At 45.6% G+C, this 18,875-nt stretch carries 14 protein-coding genes, 2 pseudogenes and 1 riboswitch; of the genes and pseudogenes, 7 read left to right on the top strand and 9 right to left on the bottom strand.

Annotation, left to right across the window (positions count from 1 at the left end):
• Positions 1–106: 106 nt before the first annotated feature.
• Positions 107–337 carry a transposase gene (locus FJD32_RS03730; RefSeq protein ID WP_037421997.1) on the top strand — a complete coding sequence of 77 codons (231 nt, stop codon included), beginning with the start codon at positions 107–109 and terminating at the stop codon, positions 335–337.
• A 723-nt stretch (positions 338–1,060) separates the two neighbouring features.
• On the opposite strand, the gene FJD32_RS03725 is transcribed toward FJD32_RS03730, so the two are convergent.
• The gene (locus FJD32_RS03725; RefSeq protein WP_037421993.1) at positions 1,061–1,918 is read right to left on the bottom strand and encodes a PA4780 family RIO1-like protein kinase; all 858 of its coding nucleotides are present in this window, start codon (positions 1,916–1,918) and stop codon (positions 1,061–1,063) included.
• A 626-nt stretch (positions 1,919–2,544) separates the two neighbouring features.
• On the opposite strand from FJD32_RS03725, the gene FJD32_RS03720 reads away from it, so the two are divergent.
• The gene (locus tag FJD32_RS03720; RefSeq protein WP_037430136.1) at positions 2,545–3,093 is read left to right on the top strand and encodes a DUF2799 domain-containing protein; all 549 of its coding nucleotides are present in this window, start codon (positions 2,545–2,547) and stop codon (positions 3,091–3,093) included.
• 21 nt (positions 3,094–3,114) lie between these two features.
• On the opposite strand, the gene FJD32_RS03715 is transcribed toward FJD32_RS03720, so the two are convergent.
• Positions 3,115–3,894 (bottom strand): phosphatase PAP2 family protein, encoded by a 780-nt coding sequence (locus FJD32_RS03715; RefSeq protein WP_099457466.1) that lies wholly within the window; start codon positions 3,892–3,894, stop codon positions 3,115–3,117.
• Positions 3,895–4,438: 544 nt separating this feature from the next.
• On the bottom strand, positions 4,439–5,842 hold the full coding sequence (gene nrfA, locus FJD32_RS03710; RefSeq protein WP_140907244.1) for an ammonia-forming nitrite reductase cytochrome c552 subunit: 1,404 nt from the start codon (positions 5,840–5,842) through the stop codon (positions 4,439–4,441).
• 241 nt (positions 5,843–6,083) lie between these two features.
• On the opposite strand from nrfA, the gene narQ reads away from it, so the two are divergent.
• Positions 6,084–7,880 carry a nitrate/nitrite two-component system sensor histidine kinase NarQ gene (gene narQ / locus FJD32_RS03705; RefSeq protein WP_140907243.1) on the top strand — a complete coding sequence of 599 codons (1,797 nt, stop codon included), beginning with the start codon at positions 6,084–6,086 and terminating at the stop codon, positions 7,878–7,880.
• Positions 7,873–8,502, top strand: coding sequence for a response regulator (locus FJD32_RS03700; protein ID WP_037421976.1), 630 nt, complete (start codon positions 7,873–7,875; stop codon positions 8,500–8,502). The genes narQ and FJD32_RS03700 overlap by 8 nt, the downstream gene beginning before the upstream one ends.
• Before the next feature lie 88 nt (positions 8,503–8,590).
• On the opposite strand, the gene FJD32_RS03695 is transcribed toward FJD32_RS03700, so the two are convergent.
• Entirely contained in the window at positions 8,591–8,965 is a 375-nt protein-coding gene (locus tag FJD32_RS03695; protein ID WP_037421973.1) for a YacL family protein, read from the bottom strand.
• A gap of 180 nt (positions 8,966–9,145) precedes the next feature.
• Here FJD32_RS03695 and FJD32_RS03690 point away from each other — a divergent pair.
• Positions 9,146–9,541: pseudogene (locus FJD32_RS03690) on the top strand (CorA family divalent cation transporter); the annotation flags it as partial.
• Positions 9,542–9,554: 13 nt separating this feature from the next.
• Here the strand turns inward: FJD32_RS03690 and FJD32_RS03685 are convergent.
• A complete protein-coding gene (locus FJD32_RS03685) occupies positions 9,555–10,763 on the bottom strand; it encodes an IS4-like element IS10A family transposase (RefSeq protein ID WP_001206290.1) in 1,209 nt (402 codons plus the stop codon).
• Between the two features lie 97 nt (positions 10,764–10,860).
• On the opposite strand from FJD32_RS03685, the pseudogene FJD32_RS03680 reads away from it, so the two are divergent.
• Positions 10,861–11,448, top strand: a pseudogene (locus FJD32_RS03680) (CorA family divalent cation transporter); the annotation flags it as partial.
• A 54-nt stretch (positions 11,449–11,502) separates the two neighbouring features.
• On the opposite strand, the gene FJD32_RS03675 reads toward FJD32_RS03680, so the two are convergent.
• The 3 genes from FJD32_RS03675 to FJD32_RS03665 all read right to left on the bottom strand — a co-directional run bounded on the left by FJD32_RS03675 (position 11,503) and on the right by FJD32_RS03665 (position 14,971).
• A complete protein-coding gene (locus FJD32_RS03675) occupies positions 11,503–12,618 on the bottom strand; it encodes a succinylglutamate desuccinylase/aspartoacylase family protein (RefSeq protein ID WP_140906439.1) in 1,116 nt (371 codons plus the stop codon).
• Position 12,619: 1 nt separating this feature from the next.
• Positions 12,620–13,975: a lysine-sensitive aspartokinase 3 gene (lysC, locus tag FJD32_RS03670; RefSeq protein ID WP_037421964.1), complete on the bottom strand. Its 1,356-nt coding sequence runs from the start codon at positions 13,973–13,975 to the stop codon at positions 12,620–12,622.
• Positions 13,976–14,118: 143 nt separating this feature from the next.
• A riboswitch (Lysine riboswitch) is annotated at positions 14,119–14,293 on the bottom strand.
• 243 nt (positions 14,294–14,536) lie between these two features.
• On the bottom strand, positions 14,537–14,971 hold the full coding sequence (locus FJD32_RS03665; RefSeq protein WP_037430123.1) for a DUF3293 domain-containing protein: 435 nt from the start codon (positions 14,969–14,971) through the stop codon (positions 14,537–14,539).
• A gap of 582 nt (positions 14,972–15,553) precedes the next feature.
• Here FJD32_RS03665 and arcA point away from each other — a divergent pair.
• On the top strand, positions 15,554–16,270 hold the full coding sequence (gene arcA, locus FJD32_RS03660; RefSeq protein ID WP_205403027.1) for a two-component system response regulator ArcA: 717 nt from the start codon (positions 15,554–15,556) through the stop codon (positions 16,268–16,270).
• A gap of 307 nt (positions 16,271–16,577) precedes the next feature.
• Here the strand turns inward: arcA and FJD32_RS03655 are convergent, their stop codons facing one another.
• Positions 16,578–18,869, bottom strand: a complete 2,292-nt coding sequence (locus tag FJD32_RS03655) for a S9 family peptidase (protein ID WP_140906438.1) — start codon at positions 18,867–18,869, stop codon at positions 16,578–16,580.
• Positions 18,870–18,875: the final 6 nt, after the last annotated feature.

Here is an 18,875-nt window from a genome sequence, read left to right as displayed (position 1 = left end):
GGACATAGTCAGTGGGATATAGAGCAGCGCCAATAGTCATGAAGGAATCCCCCCAAAGAACCCGTTAAAGCGTATACAGATAGCATAAAGTGAAAAGGGATAGGCCATGGGAATCGTCAATCATAATCTTAAACCTGACGTTATTTTTGAAGTAAAAGTCAAAGGCAGATTACTCTCTGATGTCGCACGACAGTATGGTCTTTCGGCTAAAGCGGTTTACCAGTGGGTAAGGGAAAGTGAGCAACAGCCGCAGCAACGTGAATGCGCCTTAATAAATGAAATTGCCCAGCTGCAGAAACGTATTAAGCAGCTAAACAGTGAATTACGCACAATATAGGTTGAGGTAACCTCGCCCAGTGCCCTTATAGACAAGGCCGGACCCCATTGCATATTGCCCTGTAGGTCTAACGCGATATGAAAGTTGTGCTAAAAACAATAATAACAGCGCCCTTTTACGTCCGGCCTTGTCATCCAATTAATTGGATTAGCAATAAATAACAGTTTAGACAGAGTCGGATGGGTATCTATTATCGCTCCCCAACGACCTAAGATATAAATCGTACAAAATAACAATAATAACTGTGCTGTTTACTGTCCGACTCTGTCAACTTAACACTCAACGTGTTGCAAGAGAAAAAGAGGCAGGTTTTGACAAGGCTTTAGAGGGAGCTATCTCCCCCAAAGATCAAATATGTGAATTGTGCTCCCCCAAGTCATGAACATATTACCCTCTCGGGTCTTGTCCTTTTATTCACGGATCAATGACGATCCAGCGCTAGACTAGGATAGCGCGCCACGGATGGCTGTGTTATTGGGAAGGTTTCGGCAAGGCTCGAGGGAGTTGTCTCCCCCAAAGATTAATATGTCGATAGTGCTCTGTGGCCCATCAACATATTTCTCCCTTTGGTCTTGTCCTTTTATTGAGTGGTTCAATGGAAAGGAAGGGGCATAACGCCTGTGCCAAGGATGGCAATGTCACAGGCTTTAACACTCGTACCAGGCAATTAATTCCAATAAAAAAGACGCTCATAAGGCGTCTATTTTATTGAAGAATATTCTACTAATAATCTTCATTGGCTTCTTGAAGTCGCTGCTTGCGCTCCTGAGCCTCTTCATAGGCAGCTTGAATTTCATCCAAGACAGAACTGACGTCGGCATCGACTAATACTTCAGTAAAATGACCTGTTAACTGCGTATCAGGCTTTAACTGACCAGCTTCAAATAAGGCCCACATTTCTTTCGCGTATTGAGTCTTGAGCAATTCAGGTGCGTACTGGCCATAATATTGCGTCATGTTATTGACATCCCGCTCCAACATCCATTTAGCGTGATTATTCGCTGCCGCATCTACCGCTTGGGGTAAATCAATAATGACAGGGCCTTGATCATCGACTAGGACATTAAATTCGGACAAGTCACCATGGACTAAGCCTGCGCAAAGCATACGTTTGACATAAGTCATCACTAAAGCGTGGTCATGTATAGCTTTCTCAGCGCTAAGGCTGACATCATTAAGGCGAGGCGCAACATGACCTTCACTATCGGTGACTAATTCCATGAGTAACACACCATCGTAGCAACCGTAAGGCGTTGGTACTCGCACTCCGGCATCAGCCAAGCGAAACAATGCATCTACCTCAGCGTTTTGCCAGACTTCTTCCATTTGCTCACGGCCAAATTTAGAGCCTTTTTCCATTGCGCGAGCGCGACGGCTATTTCGGACTTTACGCCCCTCTTGGTAAACCACCGCCTGCTTAAAACTACGTTTGTCCGCTTCCTTGTAAACTTTAGCGCAGCGAATATCTTCACCACAGCGCACAACGTACACAGTAGCTTCTTTACCGCTCATTAACTGGCTGATGACTTCATCAACCAGTCCTTCATCAACCAGAGGTTGGATTCGTTTAGGAGTTTTCATACCGACCTTATACCTTAGTTAGGCCTAAGATGGAATGTGCCGGGCAAATCTTCATATATAAAGCAGCCTTCTACCAATAATGAATAACAAAATGAGGGTAAGCATACCCGACTTCAGTAAAAACTAAAGCACCTAGCGTAGGAACACAAGAGCAAAAAATGGTGGATTTAAAGCCAATACATTTGCAGAGAACGACACATTATCTCCTTGATTGCCCCAAACAAATACTTGCTCGCTTCATCAGCAACATGTTAAATCCCACAACCATTAAACACACAACGAGATCACTCTGCCGTAAGTGACGGCGGCTTTAAGCCGTTACCCAAGCATTAACTACCTTCAGAATAATCTTAAAATGGTTTTCCACGTTTGTTATGGGGTATCAATGCCTATTTTGAGCAAAAATGAGGGGATATCGCCAAAGTGTTACCCCAAGCTATTGAAAGTATTAAATTATCACAAACTCAACCCGTTAGCACTATCCACCGAGTATGTTGTGATAAAGTAGGGTAACCAAGCCAGCTTGGTGCTGCTAAATAACCGCACAAAGGGCGAAATATAGCGCTAGATCTCCTCAGTACTAAGCTTTATGCTGATGCCACTTTTGCAACTCTTTTGATAATAAAATGCGATACCTAAACTTTGCACTCGCTCTGACAGCCCTCTCCCTCACTCAATGCACGAGTCTTTCACTCGAAGAATGCCGTGATAATGACTGGTACGCCACTGGCTTAGCCGATGGTAACCGCGGTGCTGCTGCGAGTAGGCTCAACCAATATCAACAGGACTGCCGTGAATTTAATCTCAAGGTTGATGCGACGCAATGGCAGCAAGGATATCAACAAGGATTAATGAGTTATTGTTTGCCAGAAAATGGTTACCGTATTGGTTTGGCGGGAGAATATTACTACGGCGTCTGTAATAACAATCAATTTGTTGAACGCTACAATCAAGGACATGAACAATATCTGATTAATAAACGTTTAGCAGAAATCGCCGATCGCTTAAATGCTATCGACAGCGAGATTAGCAGTATCAATAACAAACTAAACAATCTCACCGACAAAGCCGAATTACTAAGGCAAAAAAATATTTTATTGAATGAGAAGAACCATCTTCTGGACGAAAGTTTACGTCTGCGCCATGGAGATATTCGTTTTCAATTTAGGTTCTAATTGAAAAGTTAACCCATATAATCACTTAGAGATGCCTTTTTCGAAAACTTTAGTATCGATAAGGCTGACTTTGTTCGCGACATTACTGTTTTTAACCTTAGGAACACGTAGGAAAAAACTATAATAAAGCAGGCTTGCTGAGGTCCACGCAATCGCCAAACTCCATAAGTCATGACTTAAAAAATGAGCACCGCGCAGTTCTTGGGCAAAACCAAAAATAGCCCCTAATCCAATCCCAAAGAGTAAGCCAAACTTTGCGTAACGTGGATAGTACTCCTTGAGCACATAATAACTCGCGACCCAAGCAAAACCGCTACTAGAATGCCCTCCAGGAAAGCACTGACCAAACTCAGCCCCTTCTGGTAAGCGTGCAAATAGAGAGCTATGCAACATACGCCCACCAAATTCAATGGCATCCCAAGGGCAAGTCATATGAGTGAAACTCTTACCTAAGCGAACCAACAACACGCTAGCAAGAACACTACAGAATAAATAGATAAAACCTTTACGATAAACACGCAACGTCTCAAGTCGAAAGCTTAGGCCAATGCAAGCAACAACCGCTATGGCGAACAAAATCACCAGATTACGTCCTGTCACATGCAAGATACTTTCGGTAAGCCAATGCCCTCGTAAAGGCCATGAACTGACACCTCCCTGCCAATTGAATAATAGGCTGGCAAAGCGCATATCAGCATGAGTCCATTCAAGCCCCAAAATAATTACCGTAAATACGAGCCATGGAACAAACAAATATCCCTTTGCAAACTGAAGAAATGTCGTCCTAACATTGCTTTTCATATTCTGATGCACTTATTTATCCAATCACCAAAATCATAGCTTCGAGGATAAGGAGAAATTCTTATCAAAAGCTTAAGACATTTTACCGAAAAAATAACAAAAACCTTACAACCCCACAGGTTGAACGCTGATTAAAAACAACTAAGGGATGAAATGATTATAGTGAATCAATAACCATGTGCTTAATGGATGAGCCTCCCATGCCCTAAAACTTCGTACTCCAACTGTCTCAAAAAGTCGGTTATTTACAGATACAACAATCGATAGGAGTAAATCAGGGCGTCACCAACATTGCTGGAAAACTGGCAACAAACCTAAGGACAACGAATAGTTAGGTCACGGACTTTACTGCGGGATAGTGATAGACAAACCGTTAGAGCAAGCTTCATTCAACGTCCAACAGGGCCGTTAAAGATAACGAAATGAGGTTACCAATCTGAGCCCCCATAAGACATAATAGCTGAGCAAAATCGCTAATAAAAAGCCCCCGCAACCTAGATTGTGGGGGCTTTACTATGAGGGGTTAGCTCATATTCAACAATAATTACTTGTAAGTCGCTTCGCGTTTTTTCGCTTCGGCATCCCACTTAGGTAACATGTCTTTTTTGAATGCTTCCTTCTCTGCATTCAGTTTTTCCATGTCCATACCCAGTACCGCCTGAGCTTTCGCTTTGGTAGAGATATCTGGGATAGCAACTGGATCTGTTAAACCTTTTTTCGCTAACAATTGTGCCAACTTAACTCGAGCATCGGCCGCTTTATTAACTGACGTACCCAACACTCGTAGCGCTTCTTCAGGAGCGTGAGCCGCAACACCGTGCGAAGCAATGGCGAAGTCCCAGCGCCATTGAGCGTGGCGGATATCCGTTAGGATTGGCTTCATCTCGGCTTCAGTAGCCCCTAATTCCCATGCTTTAGCGGCTTCGAAGTGCGCCTTCACTAATTGTTCTTCCGCTTTAAGTTTCATTTCTTTAACTTTAGCTTTGCGCTCATTAGTGACACCCACTAAGAATTCTTTCGTTTGGCTATGGCAAGTTGCACAGGTTTCTTCGAAACGATCGAATGGGTTACCGACTTTATGGTCAGTGAACTTCTTACCTTCTGGGCTAGTCACTTTAGGCATATGACAGTCAACACAACTGACATTATTTTTACCATGAATACCCATCTTCCAAGTTTCATAACCTGGGTGTTGTGCTTTTAACATTGGCGTTTTAGACAGTGCATGAGTCCAATCAGAGAACTCAATACCATCATAGTAAACTTCCATTTGCTCAACGGTTACGCCCATATCCCAAGGGAATTTTACGAAGTTCTTTCTGTCTTCTTTCTTCTCGAAATAGTATTCAACGTGACACTGAGCGCAAACCATTGATTGCTTGTCTTTCTTGGATGCTTTATCAAATGGAGTGCCAATAGCCTCCATAGCACGATCAACATAAGGACGAGAAATACGTAATTTTGGTGAGCCTTTTTCATGGCAATCGCCACAGCCAATAGTATTGGTCACTTCTGGACCACCTTTGGCCCATTTACCTTTGAAGTACCCGTCTTCACCTTGCTCTTCGATTAAGCGAGGTACGTCTGGGCTCTTACAGCTCCAACAGGCCATTGGCATTGGACCATCTTCCGCATTGGCTGGAGCGCCTGTACGCAGAGTATTACGCACATCAGTCACGGCATACATATGGCCGCGAGGTGCGTTGTAATCTTTAGCAAAACTATAACCCGCCCACAGAATAACCATATTAGGATCCTGTGCTAACGCATCAACTAGCTCTTCACTCTTTGCAGTGTCATGCCAGCTATTATATTGATTTTTAAATTTATCTTTATAAACTTCATTGCGAGGCTCAGTTTTATCACTCGCCATCGCACTCGCCGCCATGAAGCTCGCGGCAACCAATGCACTCAGTGCAAAGGACTTACCTGTCATCTTCTTCATCATCTCATCTCCGTGTTGCATTATTTTAATAAATCACGACATCTCCAGCGCCAAAGTTAGTGGCTTAACCCCTCCAAAGACATACCCCTTAGGAGGTATCTGGAGCGAAGTTTGCGCTAGATCAAAATGTAATAGTGTTGTTGTTCACACTTTTATGTTTTTGTTAATGTAGTACATTATTTTCTAATGTAAAACACGACTAAAGTGCTATTAAATCAACGGCCATATATTAGGTAATGGACATATGAAACGAGGCAGCCTTACCTCAAAAATTTTGGGTTTAATGTTAGTACTGATTTTACTTACCAGCAGCCTAGCCATCTTCGCAATCATCAATTTGTCTTACAGTTTAGGCGATGCAAAGGCCATCAACGCCTCGGGTTCACTGCGGATGCAAAGTTACCGGCTGATGTTTTATGCCAATTCCGGCAGTGACGCCGCCCAAGAGAAAATTACCGAGTTTGAAAATACCTTGCATTCCGAGGCATTGCAACCCTCCACGGGTTGGCTTAGCCCGAAAAAGATCGCCGAACAGTATCAACTCGTTATCGATAAATGGCTGGTGATGAAGTACTACATTGAGCAGGAAAACTCCCGCGATTACGCCGCCTCGCTTAAAGACTTTGTCGATACCATTGATTTGTTGGTGTTAGAAATGGAGCACCACGCTGCCTTTAAGCTGCGCCTACTCGCCGCGAGTCAGATTTTTGGACTCGGACTGATGCTCGCCATCGCCTTTTTAGCGGTACGTTTTACCAAGCGAAAAGTCGTAGTGCCCTTGCAGCAGTTAATGGAATCGGCCAACACCATTTCAAAGGGTAACTTCGAGATAGAAATGCCCGAGACCGAATATATTGAACTCACGGCTCTGACCGATGCACTGCAAAAAACCGCGCGAGAGCTAGCCACACTCTACGGTAACTTAGAGTCACAAGTGGCCGAAAAAACCTTAGCACTGACACGGGCGAATAATGAACTGGCCTTTTTATACGACACTCTGTTAACACTTAATGCCAATAAGCTGGACTATAAGGCCCTCAAAGCAGCATTAAATCAGCTAAAAGATTATGAGTCGATCGAGTATTTGAGGCTGATTATCCAATACCCTGAGCAGGAGCTCGAAGTCGTAGAAGCCGATGGTGGCTGGCCAGAAGGCGCTCACAACAACATCCGCTTTCCGCTACAATTTGAGCAGGCTGATTTAGGTTATTTAGAGCTTATCTCAACCCAAGATATTAATACTCCGTTGTTTAAAAACTTTGCCATTATGCTTACTCGCTCCATCGTTATTCATAACGCTACCGAACAAAGACAGCAGTTAGCCCTAATGGAAGAACGTGGTGTTATCGCAAGGGAATTACATGATTCACTCGGGCAAGTGCTTTCTTTCCTAAAAATCCAAATTAGCTTGCTGCGCAAAAATTTAGATCTTAGCTGCCGCAATCCTACCATTGAGGGACAACTCACAGAGATCAACGAAGGGGTTAGTACAGCCTATGTACAACTCCGAGAGTTACTATCCACCTTCAGATTAACCATTAAGGAGCCCAATCTGAAGAATGCGATGGAAGCAATGCTTGAGCAGCTCAGAGCAAAAACCGATATCAAGATCCACCTCGATTATAAGCTTTCCCCTCAATGGCTAGAGGCGAAACAACATATCCATATTTTGCAGATCACCCGAGAAGCAACGCTCAACGCTATCAAACATGCCCGTGCTAGCCATATCAATATTCGCTGTTATAAAGATGAGCATGGTATGGTTAATATCAGTGTAAGTGATGATGGTGTAGGTATTGGCCATATTAAAGAACGGGATCAGCACTTCGGCATAGGCATCATGCATGAACGTGCCAGCAAATTAGGCGGCACGGTTGTATTTAGCAGCAATGATCCGCAAACTAGTCGCAAAGGAATCACTGGACAGCTAGAGCCAGAAAATCCAGACTCGCCCCTTGAACCCCATAGCACATCCAATTTATCACAGGGCACCAAAGTCACTTTAATCTTCCCTTCTCAACAGGAGCCTACACATGGGTAAACCTTATTCTGTTCTGGTGGTCGATGATCACCCTCTCTTACGTAAAGGTATCTGCCAATTGATCGCCTCAGATCCAGACTTTAACCTCTTCGGTGAAGTGGGTAGTGGTTTAGATGCTTTAAGCGCCGTAGTAACTGATGAACCTGACATCGTCTTGCTCGATCTCAATATGAAGGGAATGACTGGCCTCGATACCCTCAATGCCATGCGCCAAGAAGGCGTGACTTCACGAATCGTGATCTTAACAGTTTCAGATGCAAAACAAGATGTTATTCGCCTATTACGTGCGGGAGCTGACGGTTACTTACTCAAAGATACCGAGCCAGATTTGCTGCTCGATAAACTCAAAAATGCCATGTCAGGCCACAGAGTGATCAGCGAAGAAGTTGAAGAATATCTCTATGAACTCAAAAATGCCGCCGATGAACAAGAATGGATTTCAAGCCTCACCCCAAGGGAGCTACAGATCCTGCAACAACTGGCGGAAGGATTAAGTAATCGTATGATTTCAGAGCATTTACACATCAGTGAAGGCACTGTGAAAGTGCATGTCAAAAACCTGTTGCGTAAAGCTAATGCCAAGTCGAGAACCGAAATGGCGGTAAGATATTTGAACAATTGATATTGGATAAGTGATAGACTTACTCCATTAAATAATAAAGGCAATCAATAGATTGCCTTTATTATTAGTTGATATTCACAGCGAGCGGTTATAGCCCTTTTTGCACAAATTCATACCAACTAAGTAGCGCTTCTTCTAAATCTTCTAGCCCACAGTAAGCCTCAGATTCAGCATCATAGAGGGACATCGCCTCTTCGAGTTCATAATCCTGCTCAAACCCTAAGGCATTAGCGTAAATTCGTGCCTGCTCCTCATCCAGATCTAAGGTAATATCTTTGCCGATAAAACGCCAAGAAACTCGCTTACCTGTTTGAATTTCTTTGATAATATCGAGCACTTGCTGAATTTTGGCTAACTCAGGCCCCAACTCTTCTGAAAACCATTGGCCCAGTACCTCATGGTCCATGCTAAAGCTGGCTAAATACGTGCCAGTCAAACTGTTACGCCGAAATTCATATTCCATTTTATCTTCTCAATACATTACAACTAAGGCTAATTTTAATCTATTTCATCATAAGTTGCTTGGCCAGCAATTTACTCATCTAGCGCTGAGGTTATTGTGAGAGGAAACGACGCTAGGCTTCATTTCCACTGTAAAATCAGTTAGCTTTACCCGATGATTTAGCATGAGATGGAATGTGACATGCACGAAGGATTTATCTATAGCATAGTGCTTAGCGGCGCACGAGCTGGCTCAACCTTAAGCCCAGAACAACTTGAAAATTGGGACCCTAAGGACGGGTTGATTTGGGTACACCTACGTTATCGCCACAAAAAGGCTCGCCATTGGGTGTTAAACAGCGGCCTTAATAAAGTCGAAACCGATGCCCTGCTCGCCCAAGATACTCGCCCTCGAGCCGTATTGGCAGGGGAAGGCGTATTACTGGCACTGCGCGGTATTAACTTAAATCCAAACTCAGCACCTGAAGATATGGTCGCCGTGCGAATTTACGCCGATAGACAGCGCATTATCTCCACCTGTGATCGCGAGTTGCAATCGGTTAAAGATGTGGCTGAACTGATCATGGAAGGCACAGGCCTGAAGGATCCCCTCATAAATCAGCCATAGCATAGCCATATTTGAGCAACTGATTGGCGAATAATACCCAGGCCGCCAGCAATTCTTTCTCCGTGATTTGATAATCAGGCCGCCTGAGTACCTCCAATCCCAAGCGAATCGTTGAGAGTACCGTTCGATGCCCAATGGTATTGGCCTGAAAATGCTTATCCCAGCCCTGTTGCTGTGCGTGTAAACCAACTAGCCACAACAGGCATTGAACCATCAACGCTATCAGTAGGATGATGTCGAATCGCTCTGGACTGTTGGTACGACTTTGGCGTAAGCCAAAGCCGTATGCCGGGCTTTTGAGGTCACGAAAGGTTTCCTCTATTTGCATACGTTTGGCGTACAGGTTTACCAGCTGCTTTGGGCTCCGAGATTCTGGTGGTAAATTGCTGGCTAACACCCAAGGCTCTTTCGCCGATGTTGAGTACGTTTTTGCCGATGGATGGTGGCAATTAGTCCTCGTTGAACGCTGATTTGTACGCCCCTTAGGTTTGCTACGATAAAGCGTGAGATGGCAATTGATAGGGTTAGTTTTGGTCAAGGTCTTACAACCCAGGCTCTTCGCTTGACCGTTGGCCAAGTCATGTGTACTGCGAACTGCACGCCAATTTTCAGCGCCAATATCTGCAAATTGAACTGTACCGCGAATACGGCTTAGCCAAAACCAACCATGCGCCTCAACCTCTTTGTACCAAGGCACTTTGAACCCCGCGTCAGTCACGATGAGAGGGGTAACATGCAAAGGTAAAATCTTGGCTAAGTCCGCTAAAAAACCGTTGTGGGAGGCCTTAGAGCATTGTTCTGATAGGGGATAGGACTTCTCATACAGGGTAATAGAGCGGCCATTGAAGGCTATTGAGGCGCGCAGAGCCATGATGCGTTTATGCTCTCGGATGTCTGACCAATCGACGAGCACAATCGGCATAGGGTTACCAGAACAGATGAGGCTGGCATGCCATTGGTAGACAGCTAACCGTTCTTGATGCAGATGCGTGTTGCCGAGCAAACGATCAATGCGCTTGATGTTGTGCTTGGTTCGGGCCGTGGTTGGTAAATTTCGACCTAACTCAGTCAAGGTCAGTGTCTTACATTCAATCAGTGCCTTAGAGGCCAGCATCAAGCTGTTTAATCGTTTTAGGTGAAGTTCTGGGCAGTATTGGTGTAAAGAATGTTGTAGGATATTGGCTTCGCGCATCTTGTTGTCCAAGTGTAGTTTTTGGAGAAACCATTTGATCATGCAACAAGATGCGCTTCCACCCTAATTTGATGATTTATTTGTAAATCATCAGGGGATTCTTCAGGGCACAGGCCCAACCACCACAGGAGATTTTCTCCTCGCCATTTGTGAAAAACTGACTACACGTAAAGTCGATTTTATCGATACGCTAGAGGAGCAACTTTCAGAATTAGAAGAACAAGTTGTTTCTGGCAATGTTAAAGATTTACGTACTGATATTGCCGAACTACGCCGACAAACCGTAGCCTTGCGCCGCTATTTAGGCCCACAGAAAGAAGCCTTCACTAAGATGCTGTCCGATCAATTTGTGCTGTTTAATGAACCCGAAAAACTTAAGATGCGCGAAACCACGGATAAGCTTATTCGCACAATTGAAGACTTAGATGCACTGCGTGATAGGGCCAATGTGACCCAGGAAGAGTTACTCAGCCAGCAATCGGAGCAGCTAAACAAGCGCTTGTATTTCTTATCCTTAGTCTCGGCAATTTTCTTGCCTCTGGGCTTTTTAACCGGTTTGCTTGGGGTCAATATCGGCGGTATTCCCGGTGCGGATAACGCATGGGCTTTTGCGACCTTCTGCGGCATTTTAATATCGCTGGTTGCCTTGCAAATGGCGCTATTCTATCGCTTTAAGTGGTTGTAGACTGTAATAAAAAACGCCAATCTCGAGATTGGCGTTTTGTTTTGCTGATTGCCGTTAATATGGCAATTCAAACAGATTGGTCATGACTTTATAGAGCTCTGTGCCTTGATGCACCGACGCCGAAGCAAAATGGAGTATAGGCACACAATCCTGGGGCAAACTGAGTGCCGTCAGCTCCTGCGCACTGCCATATAAGTCGAGTCGCAGCAGATTGACTAAGGTCTCACCCGCCGCAAGCGGCTCTCCCACGGGCGCCACATATTCCACCAAGCCCGCCATAGGCGCATGGTACTTTTTGTAATCCTTAAGATAACAGCCAAAACGCGGCATCTTAACGGGTTCCACTTGCTCGGCAATCACCCCGCGATGGCTTAAATAGGCCAAAATGCCTTTAGCATCGACTAAAGCATCCTCAAGGCAAATGCGTTCTTGGCTCGCCAGTTCCAAGGTAAAAGCTGAAACGGCGATATTAAGATCCCGCCCCTGCGCTTTTGCCACTTCACTCAATTGCCACCAAGGACAAAATGCCGCCTCATCCATTGCGCCACCAAAACTATTGGGGATCACCAGTGTGTAAGGAATCGTGAAAAACTGCGCCGCTGCAATATCATATTCAGGGCAATACAAATGTTTACAGGATTTAGGCCCAGTATGCAGATCGAGCACTATATCCGCCGCATGGGCCATAGCCTGTAAGCTAACCGCCAATCTGTGGCCCGTGGTCACGCCCCAATCGTTACGTAACCGCTGCTGGCAAGCTTCAATCAAGGTGCTGCGATATGCTTGAATAAGTTCGCTATCGCTAAGCTCGGCATACTCGCTGTACCAAGCGGGTAAATCTATCGCGTGATTTAAGTACTCACGATTCCAGTTTACGCCAGTGATAGGGTCAAAACGCCCCAATGTAAACTCACCGCTTTTTTGATTAATCCCCAGCGGATTAGCCAAGGGCACTAAGGTAATCTCACCTAAGATGTGGCAATTTTCCAACTGCTTCATCAATTGATAAATCACCGCATTGCCTTGCACCTCAGCGCCATGGACATTAGCCTGAATATACACTTTAGGGCCAGATACGTGACCACTTGGCTTGAAGTGATAAATCGGCAGCGTCAGAGCCTGCCCTGCGGCAAGCTCCCCAATTTGCAGAGACGATGTTGTCGGCAACATACTAAACGCCTTCAAACAAATTTTCGTGCAACGCTTTAACCACTTGTGCCGCTTCGGATTCGGCCACTAACACACACAAGTTATGCGGGCTGGCACCTTGGCAGATCATGCGCACATTATGGGGTTCGAGCACTTCAAACACGCGGCGACAAATACCCGCAGTCGTAGCGATGCGATTACCGATAATCGCCACCAATGCTAAACCATCCTCCACGCGCACGCGGCAATGTTGCGATAATTCTTGCAGTAACGCTTCACTTAATAAACCTTGCCCGCTTGAATCGGAGCCGGTTTTATCTAAGGTCAGGGATACGTTAACTTCGGAGGTGGTGATCAAATCCACACTGATCTTGTGTCTTGCCAATGTGGCAAAGGTTTCAGCCAAGAAGCCCTGTGCATGCAGCATTTGTAGGCTGTGCAGATTGAGTAGCGTCTGGTCGCGGCGCAGCGCCACCGCGCGGAACACGGGTGCATCTTCAACCTGATGGCGGATCCAAGTGCCACCCTTTTCAGGCTCCTTGCTTGAACCGACAAACACTTGAATTTGTTGGCGCACGGCCGGAAGAATCGTCGCAGGATGTAATACTTTAGCACCAAAGGTCGCCATTTCGGCGGCTTCGTTAAAGCTGATTTCGGCAATCGGATGGGCATTTGGCGCGAGGCGCGGATCGGTCGTATAAATCCCGGCCACATCGGTCCAAATCTCAACCGCTGAGGCTTTTAACGCTTCGGCTAACAGTGCCGCAGAATAGTCGCTACCGCCACGGCCGAGAGTTGTGGTTTGCCCCGCTTCATCTGAGCCAATAAAACCTTGAGTCACAATCACTTGCTCAGATAACAGCGGCAGTAAATGCTCACTCGATAGCAAAGCAATTTGCTCAACCTGTGGCTCGGCGCGGCCAAAATGGCTGTCGGTGCGCAACACACGGCGCACATCGAAGGCACTTGAGTTGGCGCCTTTTTCGCGCAATACCGCCGCAAATAATGCCGACGAACACTGCTCGCCAAGGGACAATAACTCATCCATGGTGGCCTTACTGCGCTGGGACGCCAGCGCTTCGCTTAATACCGCCATACGGCTTAACAGCTTATCTAATGCGGCAGCAACATCGTTAGGGCGACCGAGTTTATCTAAGATAGCGTATTGAATCTGCGCAATTTGCTTTAATCGTTGTAAGCGACCATCGTCGTTTATTGACTCTTGGGTCAGTTCAACCAACAGGTTCGTCACGCCACTGGAGGCGCTAACCACCACTAAACGGCAATCGGGATTGCCCAGTACGATATCGGCGCAGCGATTCATTGCACCGTAATCGGCGACTGAAGTACCACCAAATTTTGCGACAACAAGAGACATTAGCGCACCTCCGCAGAAGCAGAAGACACGGCACAAACTAGGATAAGATATTGATTAACTAACATGATTACGCTCCGAACTAACTTCGTTCGAAGAGCCTGGTGCTCAATGATACGCACCCCAATAGAAGGGAAACAGCAATCGTCACCAGAAGCTCTCCACCAATTACAGGTGACAATCGTTAGGATTCAGCCTAAGCGACCGACATAAACATGCAGCAACCATATCTATGCCTCGGCGTTAATCTCCCTCATCAATCATCGCTGGAGTTTGTGCTCCTCTGACTGACTACCTAGTTAACGCTCCTCTTCTGTTCCTTTCCGCCGGAAAGGGACGAAAAAAGTAGCAATAAACCCCTAATGAAGTCAATGCTAATTTCACACACTATATACAAATTCAATAAACGCATTTAAAAACAATGGGAATTTAAAACGTTTGCGACTCATGCCAAATGAGAATAGGGAAAAATCAATCAGATCTAGCAAAGAAGAAAAACAAACTAGCCTTGCCGTGAGATCAGCAAAGCTTAGCCAGAGGAGCGATTAAAAGCGTCAATCGCGGTTAGGTGACCAAGTCCGGTAGCTCATAAACCAAACGCACATAGTCGTTAAATCGACCTAAACACACCTCTGTTTGCCCGGCTAATGTACAAGGCACTAAACTCACCTCGCCCTGTTCCACCATGTAGATAGCGTATTGATTAAACTTTTTCCCCAACTGCAAGGCCATACTGCGATCAATAAACACGGCCCAGCTCTTCTCCATATGGGATAAATCTGGCGATGCCCCAATCAGTGCACGATAGGGACTGCCTAATAATTCAATTTCACGTAGAAGTTGGCGGTCGAGTAATCGGTTTTGGCTGGGAGTGAGGAGGGTTGAAGCGGGATTATGGGCGGTAATTACAGCAAAGGAAAAATCACAGGATAATGCTTGAGTAAGCAAAAACAACGGCGTTTGATAATGCTGCCACAAATCTTGAGTCATGTTGTCCATTGGTAGTCTAGTCGAAAAATGAACCCGCGCTAGTTTAACAGAGAGCCTAAAAAATCCAAAGAGGCGTGAACTGGCTCACAAGAATTAAAAATACATTAGTTATACTAATCAATGACTAAAGTAAATATCATGGTAAATCAGCGTCTCAGCCTGAAATTTGTTAACATTTCATTTGTTAACAAATGCCTAAAACGAGTACAATGTCGTCATTGGCCAGTTAAGCAGATAACATTAAGTTTGCTTAATCTTGACAAGGGTTTGTTAGATTCCTCTGCGAAATCACCTTATGCTGGCCAGACATCTTTTAAAATGTGTTCTACATTTGATTTATCATTTAAACATTTTAAAAAAAACAATAGTTAAGGAACTATTTTTAACTATTGCTTATCGAAGTTGATACTGGTTACGTTTTATCGTATTACACTTTAAACGTTCACTTATATACATCCTGACGTGTAGCCGTGAAGATCTTCCCTTTGAAGCACAGAGCAGTAAGTGGAAGTATCAACATTTTATGAATATAAGAATCCGATGTAAGTGATTCTTATGGTTAGAATATTGGTTAAAATTTAGGTACTTAATATGCAAAATCCGCACATTCTGATCGTTGAAGATGAAGCCGTTACCCGTAACACGCTAAGAAGTATTTTCGAGGCAGAAGGGTATGTGGTAACTGAGGCCAATGATGGCGCAGAAATGCATAAGGCTATGCAGGAAAATAAAATTAACCTCGTGGTTATGGACATTAACATACCAGGTAAAAACGGTCTGTTGTTGGCACGTGAATTACGTGAAATCAACAACATCGGTCTGATCTTCTTAACAGGCCGTGACAACGAAGTCGACAAAATCCTTGGACTTGAAATTGGCGCGGACGATTATATTACCAAGCCGTTCAATCCTCGTGAATTGACGATTCGTGCTCGCAACCTTCTGACTCGTGTTAATAGCGCAGGCAATGAAGTCGAAGAAAAGAGCTCTGTAGAATACTATCGTTTTAACGATTGGAGCCTAGAGATCAACAGCCGTTCTCTCGTCAGCCCACAGGGTGAATCTTACAAACTGCCACGTAGCGAATTCCGCGCTATGCTGCACTTTGTTGAAAACCCAGGTAAAATCTTAACTCGTGCCGATCTACTGATGAAGATGACTGGCCGTGAGTTAAAGCCACACGACCGTACTGTTGACGTGACAATCCGTCGTATTCGTAAGCACTTCGAAAGCTTGCCAGATACGCCAGAAATCATCGCTACCATTCACGGTGAAGGCTACCGTTTCTGCGGTAACTTAGAAGACTAATCTTCAACTTACCGTTTGAACGCCATAAAAACCAGATCCTAGGATCTGGTTTTTTTATCTCTGCAAAAAAGGTTTTAGCTGTACGAAATAAAGCAAACTGGAAATCCAAAATACAACTCAGTGAACTGGAATATTAAGCGCCAGATAAGTATTGAGTGTGTTGTGATTAAACTAAGCAGCGTACTGTTAAATAGGCTTAACTCAGAATCATACAAAATAAAAAAGAGTGAGGACGTTACCCCACTCTTTTAAAAACGCCACTCTGGCATAAATACCAGTCTGATATAAATGCCAACCTAACGCTGAGTTATTTGCCGCTTTTAAGCTGTCTATCGAGGAAATCCGCCAGCGAGCGGTATAAGTGATTACGCACTTTCTCACCGCGCATCGAATGCTTAGACCCCGGATAATCAATCATCTGGAACAGTTTGCCTTCGTCCTGCAACGCCTTATACACGCGAGTACTGTTTTCAAACAACACGTTATCGTCGGCCATGCCGTGGTACATCAATAGCCCCGACTGATAGTTTTTCACATAGGGGAACACGCTACTGGCTTCGTAACCCTGCTCATTATTCGCGGGATGAGCAAGATAACGCTCAGTGTAGTGAGTGTCGTACAAGCGCCAATCGGTGACGGGCGCGCCCGAAATTGCTGCTTTAAAGTAATCTGGCGCCTTAAATAGACTCATCAAGGCCATATAACCGCCGTAGCTGTGGCCATAAATCGCCACATTATCGCTATCAACAAAGGGCAAGCTGCGCAGGTAATCGACACCAACCTTTTGGTCGTTCACTTCCGCCTCGCCCAAGTGACGATAAATAACTTGCTCGAACTTAGTGCCTCTGTGGGCACTGCCACGGTTATCCAGTTGAAATACCACATAACCTTGCTGCACTAAGTATTGGGTAAAGTAATCCTGCTCACTCCAGCTATTCGTCACTAATTGCGCATGTGGGCCGCCATATACGCGCACGACTACGGGGTACTTTTTGTTCGCATCGAAGGGCACGGGTTTAAAGAGACGCGTTTGCAAGATTTGCCCATCTTCTGCCTTAAGTTCTTTAAACTCAGGCAGTTGCCACAGTCCGGCATAGTCATACAGAGGATGACCCACTTTGACTTGGTTTTGCTCCACCCACGCCAAATGTTGGCCCTTATCGCCGTGTAAACTGATCTGCGGCGGCTGAGATAAGCTATTGAAATAATCCAGATACACGCTTTGATTATCGGCAAATACCGGATCGTGCATCCCCGCCTCGCGGCTCACACGCTCAATCTTGCCGCCCGCTAACGGCACTCGGTAAAGGTGTTTTTCGATGGGGGTATCTTTGCGGCCGGTGAAATACACCCAACCTGCGGTTTCATCGATATATTCCAGCTCATCGACTGCCCAATTGCCCTTGGTCAGTTGTGTCTTCAGCTTACCTTTTAGGTCAAATAAATAGAGATGATTAAAGCCGTCACTCTCCGAGGCCCAGATAAACGCCGACTGTTGCGTTAAGAAGTGCAGGTCATTGTTTAGATTCACCCAAGCATCGCTGCGCTCTTTGACTAAGGTTTTCGGCTTGGTCAGCGCATCGAGCGCCACCAGTTGCAGGTCTAATTTTTGTTGATCGCGGCTCTGCCACTGGAAGGATAAATGCTTGCTATCCGGCAACCAATCGACGCGAGGCAAGTAAATATCTTTATTTTTATCATCGCTTAAGGTGACCCAATTGATGGCTTTATTATTAAGGGTCACAACACCCAGTTGGATCTCGACATTGTTTTTACCCGCCGCCGGATAACGCTGCTCGGTAAGCTTAATGCCATCGGCGTAGATTTCATTGCGGGTGACTAACTCAACGCCAGACTCATCGATACGGGTAAAAGCGATGGCCGACTCATCGGGCGCCCACCAGTAACCCGTCATACGATCCATTTCTTCCTGGGCGACAAATTCCGCCATGGCATTTTTAATCGCGCCGCCACCGTCGGTGGTCATGGCCTCAAGCTTTTTAGTCGCAAGATTAAGCACATACAGATTTTGGTCCCGCACGAAGGACACAAAGTTGCCCTTGGGCGATAGGCGCGCATCGGTGGCAAAGCCCTCGCCTATCGGCAGTTGGCTAACGCTGTTATCCGCTAAGGAGAAGTAATACAGATTACCCGAGGCAGGGATCAACAGCGCCTTGCTATCGTCCGCCCAGAAATATTCCATAATGCCGTCGCCATAAATACGTTGGCGCTCGCGGCGGGCCTTTTCTTCATCGGACAGTTCATTGCTCGCCAACTTATCGGCATTCAGCAACAGGCTAGATTCGCCCGTCTTCACATCCATTTGCCAGAGATCGTAAAAGTTCTGGTTGTCTTTACGTCCCGCAAGATAGGTCACCCTTTGGCCATCGGGGGATAACTTTAATCCACGGGGGCTCGTGCCCGCCAAGGCAGGAGACGCATTCATGCGCTCGATAGTCAGCGGCGTTGTGCCGCCCTCAAGTGCATAGGCGGGGGTAAATATCGCGCTAGAAACCATGGCCAGTTGACTCGCTATCAGTAGGGATGAGGCGCCCAATGTCACCGAGCGCAGGGAAGAAGCTAACCCATTTTTAGTCATTATTAT

It is taken from the genome of Shewanella sp. LC6 (assembly GCF_006385735.2).
Lineage (GTDB): Bacteria > Pseudomonadota > Gammaproteobacteria > Enterobacterales > Shewanellaceae > Shewanella > Shewanella xiamenensis.
This window is presented reverse-complemented; position numbering and strand designations above follow the sequence as displayed.